This is a genomic window from Nocardioides sp. FY1077, assembly GCF_058681775.1.
This window is the reverse complement of sequence record NZ_JBZWDB010000002.1, coordinates 103,869-120,061: the sequence shown is the minus strand read 5'-3', so window position 1 is coordinate 120,061 and position 16,193 is coordinate 103,869. Positions and strand designations below refer to the sequence as shown.

Here is a 16,193-nt window from a genome sequence, read left to right as displayed (position 1 = left end):
CGACGTGCGGGAGGTCAGCGGGTCTCGCGGTGCGCGCGGTGGGTGCGGCAGCGCGGGCAGAACTTCGCCAGCTCGAGACGGTCGGGGTCGTTGCGGCGGTTCTTCTTGGTGATGTAGTTGCGCTCCTTGCACTCGACGCAGGCGAGCGTGATCTTGGGGCGAACGTCGGAGCTCTTGCTGGCCACGGGAAGTCCTTGCGGGTCGTCGTCGGATGCGGTGGTTGGTAGCGGGGGCGGGACTCGAACCCGCGACACCACGATTATGAGCCGTGTGCTCTAACCACCTGAGCTACCCCGCCACGAGGGACGGGGGCGCCCCCCAGCGTAGCCGGGGGGCGCAACCTCGTCCCAGAGCCCCTTTACGGAATCGAACCGTAGACCTTCTCCTTACCATGGAGACGCTCTGCCGACTGAGCTAAAGGGGCAACGACGCAGAACGATACACAGCCCTGCGGGAAGTCCGAAATCGCCCCGCTCCCCTCCCGCCGGGCGGGCCTCACGGCGTCGCGGCGGCCCGCCGGTGGCACCCGACGAGGTGGGGGTCGAAGACCCCGGTGGCCTCCATCAGCGCGAACATCGTGGTGGGCCCGACGAACACGAAGCCGCGCCGCTTCAGCGCCGCCGCGAGCGCCCGCGACTCCGGTGACGTGGTCTGCTGCTCGCCGGTGTGCCGAGGCGCCGGCGGCTGCGTCGGGGCGTGCGCCCGCACCAGCGCCTCGAGCCCGCCGTGCGCTCGCAGGGCCACCGTGGCCGCCGCGTTGGTCACGGCCGCCTCGACCTTGCGCCGGTTGCGCACGATGCGGACGTCGGCCATCAGCCGGTCGGTGTCGGCGGCGTCGAAGGCGGCCACCAGGTCGGCGTCGAAGCCGGCGAACGCCTCGCGGAAGGCCGGCCGCTTGGCCAGGATCGTCGACCACGACAGCCCCGACTGGAACGCCTCGAGGGTCAGCCGCTCGAGGTGGGCCGCCTCGCCGCGCACCGGGCGGCCCCACTCCCGGTCGTGGTAGTCGCGCATCGGGCCGGCGACCGCGCCCCACGGGCAGCGCGCCAGCCCGTCGTCCCCCACGACCGGCGCAACGCCCGTCGTCGGCGGGGCGGGGTCCACCGGGTCCACCGGGTCAGTGCCGCTCGCGCAGCCGCACGCCGGGCAGGGCGGGTGCGGGAATCGGGGGCAGGTGCTCGTCGGGCACGACGCCGAAGCGGCCCGGCGCCACCTCGGTGGAGTCGCCCACCACCGCCCCGTCGCGGGTGATCTGCTGCTGCCACTCCTCGCGCGCGGCGACGACCTCCTCGTGGGTGCGGCCCACGAAGTTCCACCACATCACCACGGCCTCGCCGAACGGCGGCCCGCCGAGCAGCAGCAACCGGGTCGGGGCGTCGCCGGCGACCAGCTCGAGGCGCTCCTCGCCGGGCGCGACGTAGGCCAGCTCGGACCGGGCCACGGCGTGCCCGGCCACCCGCACCGACCCGGTGTCGACCAGCACGCCGAGCTCGTGGGAGGCGTCCACGTCGACGACGAGGGTGGCGCCGGCCTCGAGCAGCAGCTCGGCGCCCAGCAGCGGGGTGGCCGTGGCGACCGGTGACGTGACGCCGAGCAGCGAGCCCAGGAACACCCGGGCCTCCCAGCCCGCTCCGCGCACCGGCTCGGGCGCGTGGTGGGCGAACGACGGCTCGGCGTGCCGGGCGGCGTCGGGCAGGGCGACCCACAGCTGCGCGCCGTGCAGCGTGGTGGTCGTCGGCGGCGACACCTCGGAGTGGCTGATGCCGGCGCCCGCGGTCATCAGGTTGAGCTCCCCGGGACGCACCAGCGCGACGTTGCCGGCGCTGTCGCGGTGCTGCACCTCGCCGGTGAACAGCCAGCTCACGGTCTGCAGCCCGATGTGGGGGTGCGGCGCCACCCGCATGCCGGACCCGTCGGAGACGTCGTCGGGACCGTAGTGATCGAGGAAGCACCACGCGCCGATCAGCGAGCGGGCACGCTGCGGCAGCGTGCGCCGCACGGTCATGCCGCGCGGGCCCCCGAGGGGGACCTCGCGCGGCGCGACCACCTCCACGACCGTCACGGCGGGATCAGGACAGCTGGTCGGGCTGGATCGCCCGCTTGGTCTCGTCACCGCGCCCGGCCGGGATCACCGTGCCGACGTCGCTGGCGTGCACCATGCCGGTGCGGGTGCCGGTGGCGCGCTCGAGGCGCACGATCACCGACTTGTACGCCGGCTGGTTGCTGCCCTCCGCGGTGTGCTCGAGCGGCACCAGCGGGTTGGTCTCGGGGTAGTACCCGGCGACGCACCCGCGCGGCTGGTCGTAGGCCACCAGCCGGAACGACGGGACCTGGCGCTCGCTGCCGTCCTTCCACTCGCTGACGATGTCGACGTGGTCACCCTCCACGAACCCGTGCTCGGTGATGTCGTCGCGGTTCATCAGCAGCACCCGGCGTCCGCCCTCGATGCCGCGGTAGCGGTCGCTGAGGCCGTAGATGGTGGTGTTGAACTGGTCGTGCGAGCGGATGGTCTGCAGCACCAGCCGGCCCGGCGGCACCTCGATCGCGGTCAGCTCGGTGCGGGTGAAGATCGCCTTGTCGGCCTTGGTCGGGAACGTGCGGGAGTCGCGCGGCGGGTGCGGCAGCACGAACCCGCCCGGCTGGCTGGCCTTCTCGTCGTAGGCCGCGCAGCCCGGCACCACGCGGGCGATGGAGTGGCGGATCTCGGTGTAGTCGGTGCGGAAGCGCTCCCACGGCACGTCGACCTTGTCGCCGAGGGTGGCCTGGGCCAGCGAGGAGATGATGTCGACCTCGGAGCGCAGGTGCTCCGAGGCCGGCTTCAGCGGCCCGTGCGAGGTGTGCACGGCCGACATCGAGTCCTCGACGGTGACCTTCTGCAGCGAGCCGCCGGTCATGTCGCGCTCGCTGCGGCCCATGGCGGGCAGGATCAGCGCCTCGCGGCCGTGGACGACGTGCGAGCGGTTGAGCTTGGTGGAGACGTGCACGGTGAGGTCGGCGGAGCGCAGCGCCTCCTCGGTGACCGAGGTGTCGGGCATCGCGGAGACGAAGTTGCCGCCCATGCCGATGAACACCTTGGCGTCGCCGTCGCGCAGCGCCTTGACCGCGGCGACCGCGTCGTAGCCGTGCTCGCGGGGCGGATCGAAGCCGAACTCCTCCTGGAGCGCGTCGAGGAAGTGCTCGGGAGCGCGCTCCCAGATGCCCATCGTGCGGTCGCCCTGCACGTTGGAGTGGCCGCGCACGGGGCACAGGCCCGCGCCGGGCTTGCCGATGTTGCCCTGCAGGAACGCCAGGTTGGCGATCTCCTTGACGGTGGTGACGCCGTTGTGGTGCTGCACGATGCCCATGGCCCAGCAGGTGATGGTGCGCTCGGAGGCCTGGAACATCCGGGCGGCCTCCTCGATCTCGGAGCGCTGCAGGCCGGTCGCGGCCAGCACGGCGTCCCAGTCGAGCTCGCGCAGGCCGGTGACGTAGTCGTCGAAGCCGACGGTGTGGCGCTCGATGAACTCCTCGTCGATCGCCCCCCACTCCAGCAGCAGCGCGCCGATGGCCAGCAGCAGCGCGTGGTCGCCGTTGGTGCGCACCTGCAGGTAGAGGTCGGCCAGGCCGGTGCCGGGACCCACGATGCCGCGGGGCGTCTGCGGGTTCTTGAACCGGATGAGGCCGGTCTCCTTCAGCGGGTTGACCGCGATGATCTTGGCGCCGTTCTGCTTGGCGACCTCGAGCGCGCTGAGCATGCGCGGGTGGTTGGTGCCGGGGTTCTGGCCCATCACCACGATCAGCTCGGCGCGGTGGACGTCCTCCAGGCTGACCGAGCCCTTGCCGATGCCGATGACCTCGGCGAGCGCCACCGAGGTGGACTCGTGGCACATGTTCGAGCAGTCGGGCAGGTTGTTGGTGCCGTAGGCGCGCACGAAGAGCTGGTAGAGGTACGCCGCCTCGTTGGAGACCTTGCCGGAGGTGTAGAACACGGCCTGGTCGGGCTCGACGGCGTTGAGGTGGCGCGCCATCAGCGCGTGGGCGTCGGCCCACTCGATGGGCTCGTAGTGCGTGCCGCCCTCGCGCAGCACCATCGGGTGGGTGAGCCGGCCCTGCTGGTTGAGCCAGTAGTCGGTGTGCTCGGCGAGCTCGGAGACCGGGTGCTCGGCGAAGAACTCGGGCCCGCACATGTCGCGGGTGACCTCGTCGGCCACGGCCTTCACGCCGTTCTCGCAGAACTCCGCGGTGTGGCGGTGGTCGGGAGAGGGGTCGGGCCACGCACAGCCCTGGCAGTCGAAGCCGTCGGTCTGGTTGAGCTTGAGCAGCGTGCGCCCCGTGTTCACCACGCCCATGTGCTCCACGGCCCGCTTCAGCGCCACCGCGACCGCGGTCACCCCGGCAGCGGCGTGCTTCGGGTCGCCGACGGTGACGTCGGCCTCGTCGATCTCGAGCTCACGTGCACGTCGTCCCATGCCCCCATCATGGTCCAGGTCACCTGAGGCGGCTCACCTCAGCGGGTGGCAGCGACCGCGACGGCGGGCGGCAGCCACCCGGGAGTCGTCAGGCGGACGCCGGCTGGCGCTCCCGCAGGCCGGCGTGCACCTCGAGCATCCGGTCCACCGTGAGGGCCCACGGGAACTCCTCGGCCCGCGCCCGGGCCGCCGCGCGCCGCTCGCGCTCGGGGCGCGCCGCCACCGCCAGCACGGCGTCGGCCAGCGCGGCGGGGTCGGGCGCACCCCACGCGCCGGAGCGGCGGTCGACCAGCTCGCGGGCACCGCCGCGGTCGCAGGTGACGACCGGGGTGCCGCTGGCCAGCGCCTCCAGCACCGCCAGCCCGAACGTCTCCCCGGGACACACCGACAGGGCGACGTCGGCCGCCGCGAGGTGGCGCGCCACCTCGGCCCGGCTGTCGACGAAGCCGTGGAACACCACCGGGGCGTCGCCGGCGAGCTCGACCAGCTCGTCGCGGTGGGGCCCGGCGCCGTAGACGTCGAGGCGCACGGGCACGCCGCGCCGGTGCAGCTCGACGGCGGTGGCGACCGCGAGGTGCGGCGACTTCTCCCGCGAGAGCCGCCCGGCGTGGGCCAGGCGCAGCACCCCGTCGCGGTGCGGCACGGGGTGGGGTCGGAACGTCGCGAGGTCGACACCGAGCGGCACCTGCACCAGCGGGCAACCCGCGGCGTCGGCGACCGCCTGGAACTCCCGGCGGGCGTAGGTGGAGGTGACCACGAGCGTGTCGACGCTGCGCACCAGCACCCGGTTGAGCAGGCGCACCGAGGCCTTGGCGCCGGTGTCGAGGCCGGTGCGCATGGCGAGCATGTCGTCGAGGCGCTCGTGGGAGAACAGCACGGTGCGCACCCCGCGGCGCCTCGCCCAGCGCGCCACCGGCAGCAGCGTGGTCTTGTCGCTCAGCTCCACCGAGGTGGGGGCGAAGTCCTCCAGCACGTCGGTGACGCGCCACGGCTCCACGATGAGCCGGTAGCCGCCGCCCACCCGGGGCGCCCGCACCTGCACGACGTCGCCGGCCGGGGTGCTCTCGCGGGCATCGGTCGGGCCCGGGACCACCAGCAGCCGCTGCGCGCCCGCGGCGGCGTACCCCTCGCCGAGCGCGGCCACCGCCGTGCGCATGCCTCCTGAGGACGGTCCGATGAAGTTGGCCAGCTGGGCGATACGCACGGCGCCAACGTCGCGTGGTCAGGTGAACGGGTGGGTGGGGCCAGGTGGAGCCCCGATGACTGCCGCCCGCTGCTTCGGGAGGCCACGACGGCGGTGACCGGGGCTCGCCGCGCCGTCGCGGGCCGGCGGCCTAGGGTGCCGACGTGTCCACCGCACCCGCGCACCCCTGGGACGCCCTGCTCGCCGTCGGCGTCGCGCCCGCCTCCCCGCCGACGTACGACGGGCCGCAGCGCTCGCTGGTCGGGACCCACGTGGTCCCCGACACCGAGCTGCCGGGCCTGCCGGGCCTGCCCCGGCCGGACGAGGTGCCGCTCGCGGTGGTGCTGTCGGGCGGGGCCGGCCAGGTGGCCGGGCCGGCGCGCTGGTGCGCCCGGCACGACGTGCCGCTGGCCCGCCTCGAGGTGACCCTGCGCGACCACGACGACCCCGCCGGCAACGCCCGGCGCGTGGTCGCCGCCGTCGACGCCGCCCGGGCGGCCGGCGACCTCGCCGACGACGTCGCCGTGCACGTCGGGGTGCCCGTGGGAGCGCCCACGGGCGCAGCAGGCCCCGGCCCGTCGCGCGGGTGGCTCGCCGCGGCCGACGAGGTGGCGGCCGCCGAGCTGGGCCTCGCGCTGCGCCTCGACGTGTCGGGCGCCGGGCCCGCCGAGCGCGCCGCGCTCGCGGCCTGGCTCGACGCCGCCCTCGACCGGGAAACGCCGGTCGTGCTGACCGGCGGGAGCGGCCACGCGCTGCCGGGCCCGGGCCACCACGGCTGGCTGGCGCTGCTGGCCGCCGTCCGCCGTGCGTTCGACGGTGCCCCGCGCGCGGAGGTCGAGGCCACCCTGGCCTCCACCGACGCCGCCGACCTGCTGGCCACCGAGTCCCTCGGCGGTGCCCGCCGCTGGCTCACCGCGGTCGGGGTCGCCTCCCCCGCCGACGTGGTCACCGCCGCCGACGACCTCGCCGGCCTGCGCGCGCAGGGGGTGCTCGGGTGAGCGCCGACGACCTCGTCGGGTTCGGGCTCGACCACCTGCCCTACGGCGTGTTCTCCGTCGACGGCGACGCGCCGCGGGTGGGCGTGCGCCTCGGCGACCGGGTGGTCGACCTGGCCGGGGCCACCGGTCGCCCCGAGCTGGCCGCGGGCAGCCTGAACCCGCTGATGGCCCTCGGCCCGGTGGTGTGGCGCGAGACCCGCGAGCAGGTGCGCGACCTCGCCGCCACCGGCGCGGCGCCGAGCCTGCCGCTGGACCGGGTGCGGCTGCACCTGCCGTTCGAGGTGGCCGACTACGTCGACTTCTACGCCTCCGAGCACCACGCCACCCGCGTCGGCGAGCTGATGCGCCCGGGCCAGGACCCGCTCCCGCCGCAGTGGCGCCACCTGCCGGTGGCCTACCACGGCCGGGCCGGCACGGTCGTGGTCAGCGGCACGCCGGTGACCCGGCCGCGCGGGCAGGGCCGGCCCACCCGCGAGCGGCCCGACGTGGCGACGTTCGGCCCGACCCGGCGCCTCGACCTGGAGGCCGAGCTCGGCTTCGTGGTGGGCGCGCCGTCGGCGCCGGGCACCGCGGTGGCCCACGACGACCTCGCCGGGCACGTCTTCGGCGTGGTGGGCCTCAACGACTGGTCGGCGCGCGACGTGCAGGGCTGGGAGTACGTGCCGCTCGGGCCGTTCCTCGCCAAGTCGTTCGCCACCAGCGTCTCGGCGTGGGTCACCCCCCTGGCGGCGCTCGACGCCGCGTGGTGCGACGTGCCCCCGCAGCACCCGGTGCCGCTGGACTACCTGCGCCCCGCCGACGGCGGCTCGCCCCGCGGGCTGGACATCGCCGTGGAGGTGGAGGTGGCCGGCACGGTGGTGAGCCGCCCGTCGTACGCCTCGACGTACTGGTCGCCGGCGCAGATGCTGTCCCACCTCACCGTCAACGGCGCCGCGCTGCGCACCGGCGACCTGTTCGCCTCCGGCACCGTCAGCGGACCCGGCGACGACGAGCGGGGCTGCCTGCTCGAGCTCACCCGGGGCGGCACCGTGCAGGTGGCCGGGCGGGGCTTCCTCGAGGACGGCGACGAGGTGGTGCTCCGCTACTCCGCGCTCGGCACCTCGGGCGGACGGATCACCCTCGGCGAGGTGAGGGCCACGGTCCTCCCGGCCGCCGGCTGACCTGGCTGTCCTGGCCGGCTTGGCTGGGCCGGACCGAGCACGGGGGCGCGCAGCCAGTGGGCGCCCACGATGCGCTCCAGGCGCGCCCGGGCACCGCGGGTGAGCAGCAGCACCGGCACCAGACCGGCCACCAGCATCGACCCGAAGACGATGGCCAGGTAGGCCCCGTGCAGCGAGGAGTCGAGCGGGGCGACCAGCCCCAGCACGGTGGAGGCGCCGACCAGCCCCATCAGGCCGAGCCGGCTCAGCGGCAGCACCGCCAGCAGCGGCACGACCCAGAGGAAGTACCAGAGGTGCACCACCGGGCTGAGCAGCACGGTGGCACCCACCACCAGCGCCACCGTGGCCACCGCCGAGGACCGGTCGCCGGTGGGGCGGCGCAGCATCGCCCAGACGGCCAGCCCCAGCGCCGCCGCCGTGCCGGCGTCGCGCACCAGGTCGAGGAAGGTGGCCGGCGCCAGCCCGAGGCCGAGCCAGCCCGCGACGCGGTCGAGGGCGCCGCCGAGCAGCGTCGTCAGCGACAGGGGCGTGTTGACGGTGGCCGGGACGGCCAGCCCGCCGATCCAGCCCGCGCCGGTGCCGGCGACCACCCCGAGGCCGAGCAGCGCCCCCACCGAGACCGCGGCCACGCTGAGCGTGCGGCGCACCCGGTCGGCCAGCGACGCGGCCACCGGCAGCGACAGGAGCACCACCCCGACGCACACCAGTCCGCCGGGGGCCTTGACCCCGGCGGCCAGGGCGCCGAGCAGCGCACCGGCCACCCAGTGCTGCTCGGCGGCCACGACCAGCGCGGCCGCCATCAGCCCCACCATCAGCAGGTCGTTGTGCAGGCCACCGACGCCGTTGGCCAGCATCAGCGGCGACGCCAGCACGAGCGCGCTGGCCAGGCCCGCGTCGACGCCCGCCCACGCCGCGAGGCGCGGCACCGCCCAGGCCAGCAGGACCAGCCCCACGAGGGCCAGGCCGCGGTGGGCCACGACGAGCATCCACGGGTTGCCGGTGAGGCCTGCGGCGAGGTCGCCACCGACCAGCGGCACCGGGCCGTAGGGGGCGACGGTGTCGAACCACATCGGGTCGACGGCCTCCACGACCGGGCCCCGCAGCGCCGACGGACCGTGCTCGTAGGGCGAGAGCCCCACGTGGGTGAGCATGCCCTGCGCGGCGTACGACCAGCCGTCGCGGCTGAACAGCGGCGGTGCGACCACGAGCGGGGCGCTCCAGACGACGGTGGCGTGGCGCACGAGCGCGACCGCCTCGTCGTCGGCCAGGGCGGCGCGGCGACCGCCGGGAGTGGTCGGGGCGAGGCCGGCGACGTGGCGCGACAGCCGCAACCAGGCCGCGGCCAGCAGGCCCAGCCCGAGCAGCACCGTGGCGAGCCCCAGCATCCGACCGGCCTCGGAGGTGCGCAGCGCGACCAGCAGGTGGGAGGACATGATCGGGGCGCTCTGGGGCAGCGTCGAGACGACCAGGCCCCCGAGGAGCACCAGCAGGCTGCCGATCAGGCCACGAGTCAGCACCTGCCCAGGCTAGGGACGCCGGGCGACCCCGCGCGGAGCGCCGGGTGAACGACACGACAACCGGGGTCGACAGGTGCCCCCCGGGACGCGCCGACGCCCCGGGCGGGTGCCCGGGGCGTCGGAGTGCTGCGGGTGCTGCGGGGTGGGTGCGGGGCGGTGCGGGGGCTCAGCGGGTCGCGAGGTCCGAGGAGTCGCCGGTGACGATCACGTAGAACGCCTTGCGGGTGCCGTCGGTGGTGACGGTGCCGTCGCTGTTGCGGGGGCTCACCACGAAGCTCGACGCGTTCTGGGCGCCGGCGGGCGCGCAGTTGGTCGGGCCCGAGGGGGGCGTGGTGGGCGCGCCGGTGTTGCAGCGGCTCACCGCGATCTCGCCGGAGAACTCCGGGTTGGCGTCGGCCGCCGGGGCGCGGCCGGAGGTGACGCCGTCGCCGTTCTGGTCGACGGTGTTCTGCAGGACGACGCTGGCGACGATGCCGTTGTCCGACAGCTCCTCGCCGGCGTTGATGTAGACGTTGCCGTTGGCGCGCAGCGCGTTGCTCGGGCTGCCGGCGGGAGCGGTGTTCGGCAGGGTCGGGTAGCCCTCGACGAGGGTGAACCCGCCGGACTGGGCGGTGATGGTGCCGTCGGTGCCGATGAGGGCCCAGCGACCGGCGCCGTCCTGGCCCGCGGGACCCTCGGGGCCCTGGGGCAGCACGCCGTCGCGGAAGTCCTTGGACTGCAGGGTGCCGTTGCGGACGTCGATGGAGGCCACCGAGTCGTTCTTGATGTCGGAGCCGGTGAGGGAGTTGTTGACGACGTCCGGCGACGAGATGGTCGCGGCGGCGTACGAGGTGCCGCCGGTGGCGACCACGAGGGCCATCACGGAGACGGCCATCGACGGGGAGGGACGGCGGAGCTGAGGGAGCTTCACGGTGGGGCCTTTCCTGGCGGGTGTGACCTGGCGCACGAGGTCGTGACGCCTGCTGTTCGGAGCCGCTCGGCATCCGGATGGGGCGGCGGCGAAGTTCCTTCGGCCGGTCTGGTCCACCACCGTCACTTCCACCCGTTGGGGCGGGGGTCGGCGGGCGCGGCGCGGGTAGCGTCGAGGAGGACCCGTCCCCCGTGAGAGGGCCCTCCGTGCCGCCGTCGCCCGACCGTCCCGACCCCACCGCCCCGCCCGCCGACCCGCCCGCGCCCGACCACCCGGCCCACCCGGCCCGCCACCTCGACCGGACCCCCGCCACCGGTCCCCGCGCGGCCGTGCCCGCGGTGATGGTGGTCGGCGCCTCCTCCGGCATCGGGCTGGCCACGGTGCGACGCCTCGCCGCCCGCGGTGCCCGCCTCACGCTGGTGGCCCGCGACGCCGAGGCCCTCGACCGGGCGGCGCTGGTCGCCGTCGACCACGGCGCGGCCGCGGCCACCGTGGTCACCGCCGACCTCACCGACGCCGACGCCGTGCAGCACGCCGTCGACCACGCGGTGGCCACCTACGGCCGCCTCGACGCCGTGGTCACCACCGCACAGGGCATGGCCTACGGGCGCGTCGACCAGGTGCCGCGCGAGGTGTTCGAGCACGTCGTCGAGACCGCCGTGCACGGCACCGCCAACCTCGCCCGCTCGGTCGTCCCGGTCTTCCGGTCCCAGGGCTCCGGCACGCTGGTCGTGGTGAGCTCGCTGCTCGCCGAGATCGCGGTGCCGTCGATGAGCACCTACGTCAGCGCCAAGTGGGGCCAGCTCGGCCTGGTGCGCTCGCTGCAGCTCGAGCTGCGCCCCGAGCGCGGCCTCCACGTCTGCCTGGTCTCCCCCGGCGCCATCGACACCCCCATCTACGACGAGGCGGCGACGTACGCCGGCAGCCGTGGCTCGGCGCCGCCGCCCGTCGTCGGTCCCGACCGGGTCGCCCGCGCGGTGGAGGGCTGCCTCGACCGCCCGCGCCGCCGGCACGTCGAGGTCGGCCCCGCCAACGTGGTGACCGTCCTCGGCTTCCGGCTCGCGCCGTGGGCCTTCGACCGGCTCGCCGGCCCGCTCGTCGAGCGCGTGGTGCTGCGCGGTCCCGCCGTCGGCCCCGACGCCGGCAACGTGCTCGCCCCGGCCCGCACCGGCCACACCGAGCACGGCGTCTGGACGCTGCTCGGACGCCGGCGCCGCCAGGAGGGCGGGGCGCACTGGCGCCGCTGACGCGCGCCGCCCTCCCCTTCGCCCTCCCCGACCACCGCGACCACCCGGTCACCTCGACCGCCGCCACCGACCCTCCGGAGACTCCTGTGCTCACCCGACTGATCCCCCGCCTGCTGCCCCCGCTGCCCCTGCCCCTCGTGCTCCCGCTGCGTGCACGTCGCTCCGACGACCCCCGCGTCGTCGTGGTCACCGGCGCCTCCAGCGGCATCGGCCGCGCCACCGCCCTGGAGATGGCCGCCCGCGGCGACCACCTGGTGCTGGTCGCCCGCCGCGAGGAGGTGCTCGACGAGGTCGGCGAGGAGTGCCGCGACGCCGGTGCCGCCAGCGCCACCGTGCTGCCCTGCGACCTCGACGACGACCCCGACGTCGCCGCCATGATCGACCTGGTGGTCGAGCGCCACGGCCGCGTCGACGCCGTGCTGCACTGCGCCGGCGTGGTGGCCTACGGCCGTGCCCACGAGCTGCCCGCCGAGACCTTCGACTCCGTCGTGCGCACCGACCTGCTCGCCTCCGCCAACGTCGCGCGCCACACCGTGCGGCGCCTGCGCGAGCAGGAGCAGGGCGTGCTCGTGCTGGTCGGCTCGCTGCTCGGCCACGTCAACGTGCCCGACATGACGCCGTACGTCGTGAGCAAGTGGGGCGTGCGCGCGCTGGCCCGGCAGCTGAAGATCGAGAGCTCCGACATGCCCCACGTGCACGTGTGCCACGTGTCGCCCGGCAGCGTGGACACCCCGATCTACTCCAGCGCCCTCGACTCCGCCGGCATGGTGAACACCCCGCCGCCGCCCAGCATCAGCCCCGAGCGCGTCGCCCGCCAGCTCGCCGCCGTCGTCGACGACCCGCGCCCGCGCGCCCAGACCGCGCTGAGCAACTACGGCCTGATCCTCGCCTTCGCGCTGGCCCCCGCGGTGTGGGACCGCACCGTCGGCCCGGTCTTCGACCTGGTCTCCCGCCGTCGCGACGACAGCGCCGAGGGGGACGACGGGGCCGAGGGGGACGACGGGGCCGTCGACGGGGCGCCGGTCGCCGAGGGTGCGCTGACGTGAGCGGCGAGCGCCTGGTCGCCGACCTGATCGTCGACCGGATGCGGGCCTGGGGCGTGCACCGCGTCTTCGGCTACTCCGGTGACGGCATCAACGCCGTGATGGGCGCGCTGCGCCGCGCCGACGGCGACCCGGTGCTGGTCCAGGCACGCCACGAGGAGAACGCCGCCCTGATGGCGGTCGGCCACGCGAAGTACACCGGCGAGGTGGGCGTGATGATGTCCACCCAGGGCCCGGGTGCGGTGCACCTGCTGAACGGCCTCTACGACGCCAAGCTCGACCACGTGCCGGTGGTGGCGCTGGTCGGCCAGCAGGACACCACCGTGCTCGGCTCGGAGTACCAGCAGGAGATCGACCTCGCCCACCTGTTCAGCGACGTGGCGGCGCAGTACGTGCAGACCGTGCTGGCCCCCGAGCAGGCCGAGATGGTCGTCGACCGGGCGTTCCGCACCGCGCTGGCCACCCGTTCGCCGTGCGTGGTGATCGTGCCCCACGACGTGCAGCAGCAGCCGGCGCCCCAGGCGCTGGGCGAGCTCCCCGCCCACGAGCACGGCGTGGTGCCGACGGCGGTCGAGTGGCGGCGTCCGCACGTCGTGCCGCGCCACGCCGACCTGGTCGAGGCCGCCGCCGTGCTGAACGCCGGCGAGCGGGTGGCCCTGATGGTGGGCCAGGGCGTGCGCGGCGCCGAGGCCGTCGTGCGCGAGGTGGCCGAGCTCCTCGGCGCCGGCGTGACCACCAGCCTGCTCGGCAAGCCCTGGTGGGACGAGACGCTGCCGACCAGCTGCGGAGTCATGGGCCACCTCGGCACCACCGCCTCCGGCCGGCTGATGGAGGAGTGCGACACCCTGCTGCTCGTGGGGTGCAACAGCCCCTGGACGGAGTACTACCCCGCGCCCGGGCAGGCCCGGGCGGTGCAGGTCGACCTCGACGGGCGCCACCTCGGAAACCGCTACCCGGTGGAGGTGGGCCTGACCGGGGACACCACCGACACCCTCACCGCGCTGCTGCCGCTGCTGGAGCCGCGCGCGTCCACCGCCTGGCGCGAGCAGGTGGAGGGCTGGGTGCGCGAGTGGCACGAGATCGCCGCCGAGCGCGCCGCGCTGCCCGCCGAGCCGATCAACCCCGAGCACGTCGTGCGGGCGCTGACCCCCCGGTTGCCCGCCGACGCCCGCGTCAGCGTGGACGTCGGGTCGTCGGTCTACTGGTACGCCCGCCACCTCACCCTGCCGTCCGGGGTGCAGGCCCACCTGTCGTCGACCCTGGCCACGATGGGCTCGGCGCTGCCCTACGGCATCGCCGCCAAGCTCGACGCACCCGACCGGCCGGTCGTCGCGCTCGCCGGTGACGGCGCGATGCAGATGAACGGCATCGCCGAGCTGGTCACGGTCTCGCGGCTCTGGCGCGACTGGGCCGACCCGCGCTTCGTCGTGCTGGTGCTGCACAACCGCGAGCTCGCCGAGGTCACCTGGGAGCAGCGCGAGACCGAGGGCGACCCGCGCTTCGCCGACAGCCAGGCGCTGCCGACGTTCCCGTACGCCGCCTACGCCGAGCTGCTCGGCCTGCGCGGGGTGCTGCTCGAGCGGCCCGACGACGTCGAGGCCGCGTGGAACCGGGCGCTGGCCGCCGACCGGCCGGTGGTGCTCGAGGCGCTGGTCGACCCCGACGTGCCGCTGCTCCCGCCGTTCCCGTCCGGGGAGCAGAAGCTGGACAGCTTCCACCGCGGGCTGGCCCAGGAGCCGGGTGGCAACCCCCGGGCCCGGGCACTGCTCGACGCCCAGGCCGAGCAAGAGGCCCGCCGACGGCGCTGACGACGGCGCTGACGACGCTGTCGGGTGGCGCTGACGGGTGGCTGCGGAACGAAAGAAGCCCCGGGTCGGTGGAGACCCGGGGCTTCTCGTGGCAGGTGAAGGATTCGAACCTTCGAAGGCTACGCCGACGGATTTACAGTCCGCTCCCATTGGCCGCTCGGGCAACCTGCCGGGTGTCCGTCACCCCGGCTTGGCCGGAGGACGACGAGACGGAACAATAGCGCAGCCGCCAGCGCAGGAGAAAACCCCCGCGGCACCTGCACCGACCGCCGGACCACCGGCACGGAGGACCGCACCATGGCCGACTCGTCGTTCGACATCGTCAGCAAGCTCGACCGCCAGGAGGTCGACAACGCCCTCGGGCAGACCGCGCGCGAGATCGCGACGCGCTTCGACTTCAAGGGCACCGGCGCCACCATCGAGTGGCAGGGCGACGAGGCCATCGAGATCAGCGCCTCGGCCGACGACCGCGCCAGCGCCGTGCTCGACGTGTTCCAGGGCAAGCTTGTCAAGCGCGACGTGAGCCTCAAGGTGCTCGACGCCTCCGAGCCGCGCCAGTCGGGCCAGCAGAGCAAGATCGCGATCGCGCTCAAGGAGGGCATCACGACCGAGGACGCCAAGAAGATCTCCAAGCTCATCCGCGACGAGGGCCCCAAGGGCGTGAAGGCGCAGATCCAGGGCGACGAGCTGCGGGTGTCGTCGAAGAAGCGCGACGACCTGCAGGCCGTGCAGGCGCTGGTGCGCGGCCAGGAGTGGGACTTCGCGGTGCAGTTCACCAACTACCGCTGAGCCCCGGCTCGCGCGGCGGGCGCCTCCGCCCGCCGCACGAGCTCTGCGGACCCCCTACCCCGCTGCCACGGCAGCGCGGTCGTCCAGGGCGGCCCGCGCCATCGACGGCACCGCGGTGGCCCCCGTGGTGGGCGCCAGCCAGACCCGGGCGCCGGGCGCCAGGGCGAGCTGGCGGGCGTGGGTGCGGGTGAGCACCACCGTGGTGTCGGGCCGGGCGTCGCTGTCGGTGCCGTGCGTCCCCAGGACGACGCTGACCCGCACCTCGAAGCCGACCCGCAGCACGCGCGTCACGGTCCCCGGCAGCGCGCCGACGACCCCGGGCTGCAGGGCGACGTCGATGTCATGCGGACGCAGCACGACCCCGCCGAGGCTGGTGACCTCCCCTAGGAAGCCCATGACGAAGTCGTTGGCCGGCTCGTCGTAGAGCTGGTCGGGCGAGCCGACCTGCTCGACCCGCCCCTCGTTGATCACCACGATCTCGTCCGCGACCTCCAGGGCCTCCTCCTGGTCGTGGGTCACGAACACCGTCGTGACGTGCACCTCGTCGTGCAGGCGACGCAGCCAGTCGCGCAGCTCCTTGCGCACCTTCGCGTCGAGCGCGCCGAACGGCTCGTCGAGCAGCAGCACCTTCGGCTCGACGGCCAGCGCCCGCGCCAGCGCCATGCGCTGACGCTGACCACCGGAGAGCTGGGAGGGCAGGCGGTGGGAGAACTGCGAGAGGTGCACCAGCTCGAGGAGCTCCTCGACGCGACGCGCGACCTCGTCCTTCGGCCGCTTGCGGATCTCCAGGCCGAACGCGACGTTCTTGGCCACGGTCATGTGCTTGAAGACCGCGTAGTGCTGGAAGACGAACCCGACGCCCCGCTTCTGGGGCGGCAGCCGGGTCGCGTCGGTGCCCTCGATCGACACGGTGCCGGAGTCGGCGGTGTCGAGCCCGGCGATGATGCGCAGCAGCGTCGACTTGCCCCCGCCGGACGGCCCGAGGAGGGCGGTCAGCTGGCCGGTGGGCAGCGACACGGAGACGTCGTCGAGGGCGACGAAGTCACCGAACTTCTTGGTGAGGCCTGAGACTTCGATGCTCACGGGTGGC

The 16,193-nt window shown here is 74.8% G+C and carries 14 protein-coding genes and 3 tRNA genes; 6 read left to right on the top strand and 11 right to left on the bottom strand.

Translation table 11 applies throughout. From position 1 onward, the window contains the following. Window positions 1-14: 14 nt before the first annotated feature. The 7 genes from rpmG to AC4OR8_RS05460 form a co-directional block, all read right to left on the bottom strand. Window positions 15-185, bottom strand: coding sequence for a 50S ribosomal protein L33 (gene rpmG / locus AC4OR8_RS05490; protein WP_171896057.1), 171 nt, complete (start codon window positions 183-185; stop codon window positions 15-17). Window positions 186-221: 36 nt separating this feature from the next. Beyond that, a tRNA-Met gene (locus AC4OR8_RS05485) sits at window positions 222-298 on the bottom strand. Window positions 299-351: 53 nt separating this feature from the next. After that, window positions 352-424: transfer RNA gene (locus AC4OR8_RS05480), tRNA-Thr, on the bottom strand. Window positions 425-495: 71 nt separating this feature from the next. After that, entirely contained in the window at window positions 496-1,113 is a 618-nt protein-coding gene (locus AC4OR8_RS05475) for a DNA-3-methyladenine glycosylase I (RefSeq protein WP_492164530.1), read from the bottom strand. A gap of 4 nt (window positions 1,114-1,117) precedes the next feature. Then, window positions 1,118-2,062, bottom strand: a complete 945-nt coding sequence (locus tag AC4OR8_RS05470) for a pirin family protein (protein ID WP_492164529.1) — start codon at window positions 2,060-2,062, stop codon at window positions 1,118-1,120. Window positions 2,063-2,069: 7 nt separating this feature from the next. Continuing rightward, entirely contained in the window at window positions 2,070-4,448 is a 2,379-nt protein-coding gene (locus AC4OR8_RS05465) for an FdhF/YdeP family oxidoreductase (RefSeq protein ID WP_492164528.1), read from the bottom strand. 88 nt (window positions 4,449-4,536) lie between these two features. Continuing rightward, window positions 4,537-5,652: a glycosyltransferase gene (locus AC4OR8_RS05460; RefSeq protein ID WP_492164527.1), complete on the bottom strand. Its 1,116-nt coding sequence runs from the start codon at window positions 5,650-5,652 to the stop codon at window positions 4,537-4,539. Between the two features lie 143 nt (window positions 5,653-5,795). Here AC4OR8_RS05460 and AC4OR8_RS05455 point away from each other — a divergent pair, with 143 nt between their 5' ends. Together AC4OR8_RS05455 and AC4OR8_RS05450 are read left to right on the top strand one after the other, a co-directional pair. Next, window positions 5,796-6,629 carry a hypothetical protein gene (locus tag AC4OR8_RS05455; protein WP_492164526.1) on the top strand — a complete coding sequence of 278 codons (834 nt, stop codon included), beginning with the start codon at window positions 5,796-5,798 and terminating at the stop codon, window positions 6,627-6,629. Continuing rightward, a complete protein-coding gene (locus AC4OR8_RS05450) occupies window positions 6,626-7,789 on the top strand; it encodes a fumarylacetoacetate hydrolase family protein (protein ID WP_492164525.1) in 1,164 nt (387 codons plus the stop codon). Before AC4OR8_RS05455 ends, AC4OR8_RS05450 begins: the two co-directional genes overlap by 4 nt. Here AC4OR8_RS05450 and mptB read toward each other — a convergent pair. Beyond that, window positions 7,711-9,306 carry a polyprenol phosphomannose-dependent alpha 1,6 mannosyltransferase MptB gene (gene mptB / locus AC4OR8_RS05445; protein WP_492164524.1) on the bottom strand — a complete coding sequence of 532 codons (1,596 nt, stop codon included), beginning with the start codon at window positions 9,304-9,306 and terminating at the stop codon, window positions 7,711-7,713. The two genes, AC4OR8_RS05450 and mptB, sit on opposite strands and share 79 nt — an antisense overlap. Before the next feature lie 166 nt (window positions 9,307-9,472). Further along, window positions 9,473-10,216, bottom strand: a complete 744-nt coding sequence (locus AC4OR8_RS05440) for a hypothetical protein (protein WP_492164523.1) — start codon at window positions 10,214-10,216, stop codon at window positions 9,473-9,475. A 191-nt stretch (window positions 10,217-10,407) separates the two neighbouring features. Here AC4OR8_RS05440 and AC4OR8_RS05435 point away from each other — a divergent pair, with 191 nt between their 5' ends. The 3 genes from AC4OR8_RS05435 (at window position 10,408) to AC4OR8_RS05425 (ending at window position 14,314) form a co-directional block, all read left to right on the top strand. Beyond that, a complete protein-coding gene (locus AC4OR8_RS05435) occupies window positions 10,408-11,463 on the top strand; it encodes an SDR family NAD(P)-dependent oxidoreductase (RefSeq protein ID WP_492164522.1) in 1,056 nt (351 codons plus the stop codon). Window positions 11,464-11,549: 86 nt separating this feature from the next. Then, window positions 11,550-12,509 carry an SDR family NAD(P)-dependent oxidoreductase gene (locus AC4OR8_RS05430; protein ID WP_492164521.1) on the top strand — a complete coding sequence of 320 codons (960 nt, stop codon included), beginning with the start codon at window positions 11,550-11,552 and terminating at the stop codon, window positions 12,507-12,509. Next, complete coding sequence (locus tag AC4OR8_RS05425; RefSeq protein WP_492164520.1) at window positions 12,506-14,314, top strand: thiamine pyrophosphate-requiring protein; 1,809 nt, start codon at window positions 12,506-12,508, stop codon at window positions 14,312-14,314. Before AC4OR8_RS05430 ends, AC4OR8_RS05425 begins: the two co-directional genes overlap by 4 nt. An 89-nt stretch (window positions 14,315-14,403) precedes the next feature. On the opposite strand, the gene AC4OR8_RS05420 is transcribed toward AC4OR8_RS05425, so the two are convergent. Further along, window positions 14,404-14,485: transfer RNA gene (locus tag AC4OR8_RS05420), tRNA-Tyr, on the bottom strand. Between the two features lie 126 nt (window positions 14,486-14,611). On the opposite strand from AC4OR8_RS05420, the gene AC4OR8_RS05415 reads away from it, so the two are divergent. Then, a complete protein-coding gene (locus AC4OR8_RS05415) occupies window positions 14,612-15,103 on the top strand; it encodes a YajQ family cyclic di-GMP-binding protein (RefSeq protein WP_492164519.1) in 492 nt (163 codons plus the stop codon). A gap of 54 nt (window positions 15,104-15,157) precedes the next feature. On the opposite strand, the gene AC4OR8_RS05410 is transcribed toward AC4OR8_RS05415, so the two are convergent. Next, window positions 15,158-16,186 (bottom strand): sulfate/molybdate ABC transporter ATP-binding protein, encoded by a 1,029-nt coding sequence (locus AC4OR8_RS05410; RefSeq protein WP_492164518.1) that lies wholly within the window; start codon window positions 16,184-16,186, stop codon window positions 15,158-15,160. Window positions 16,187-16,193: the final 7 nt, after the last annotated feature.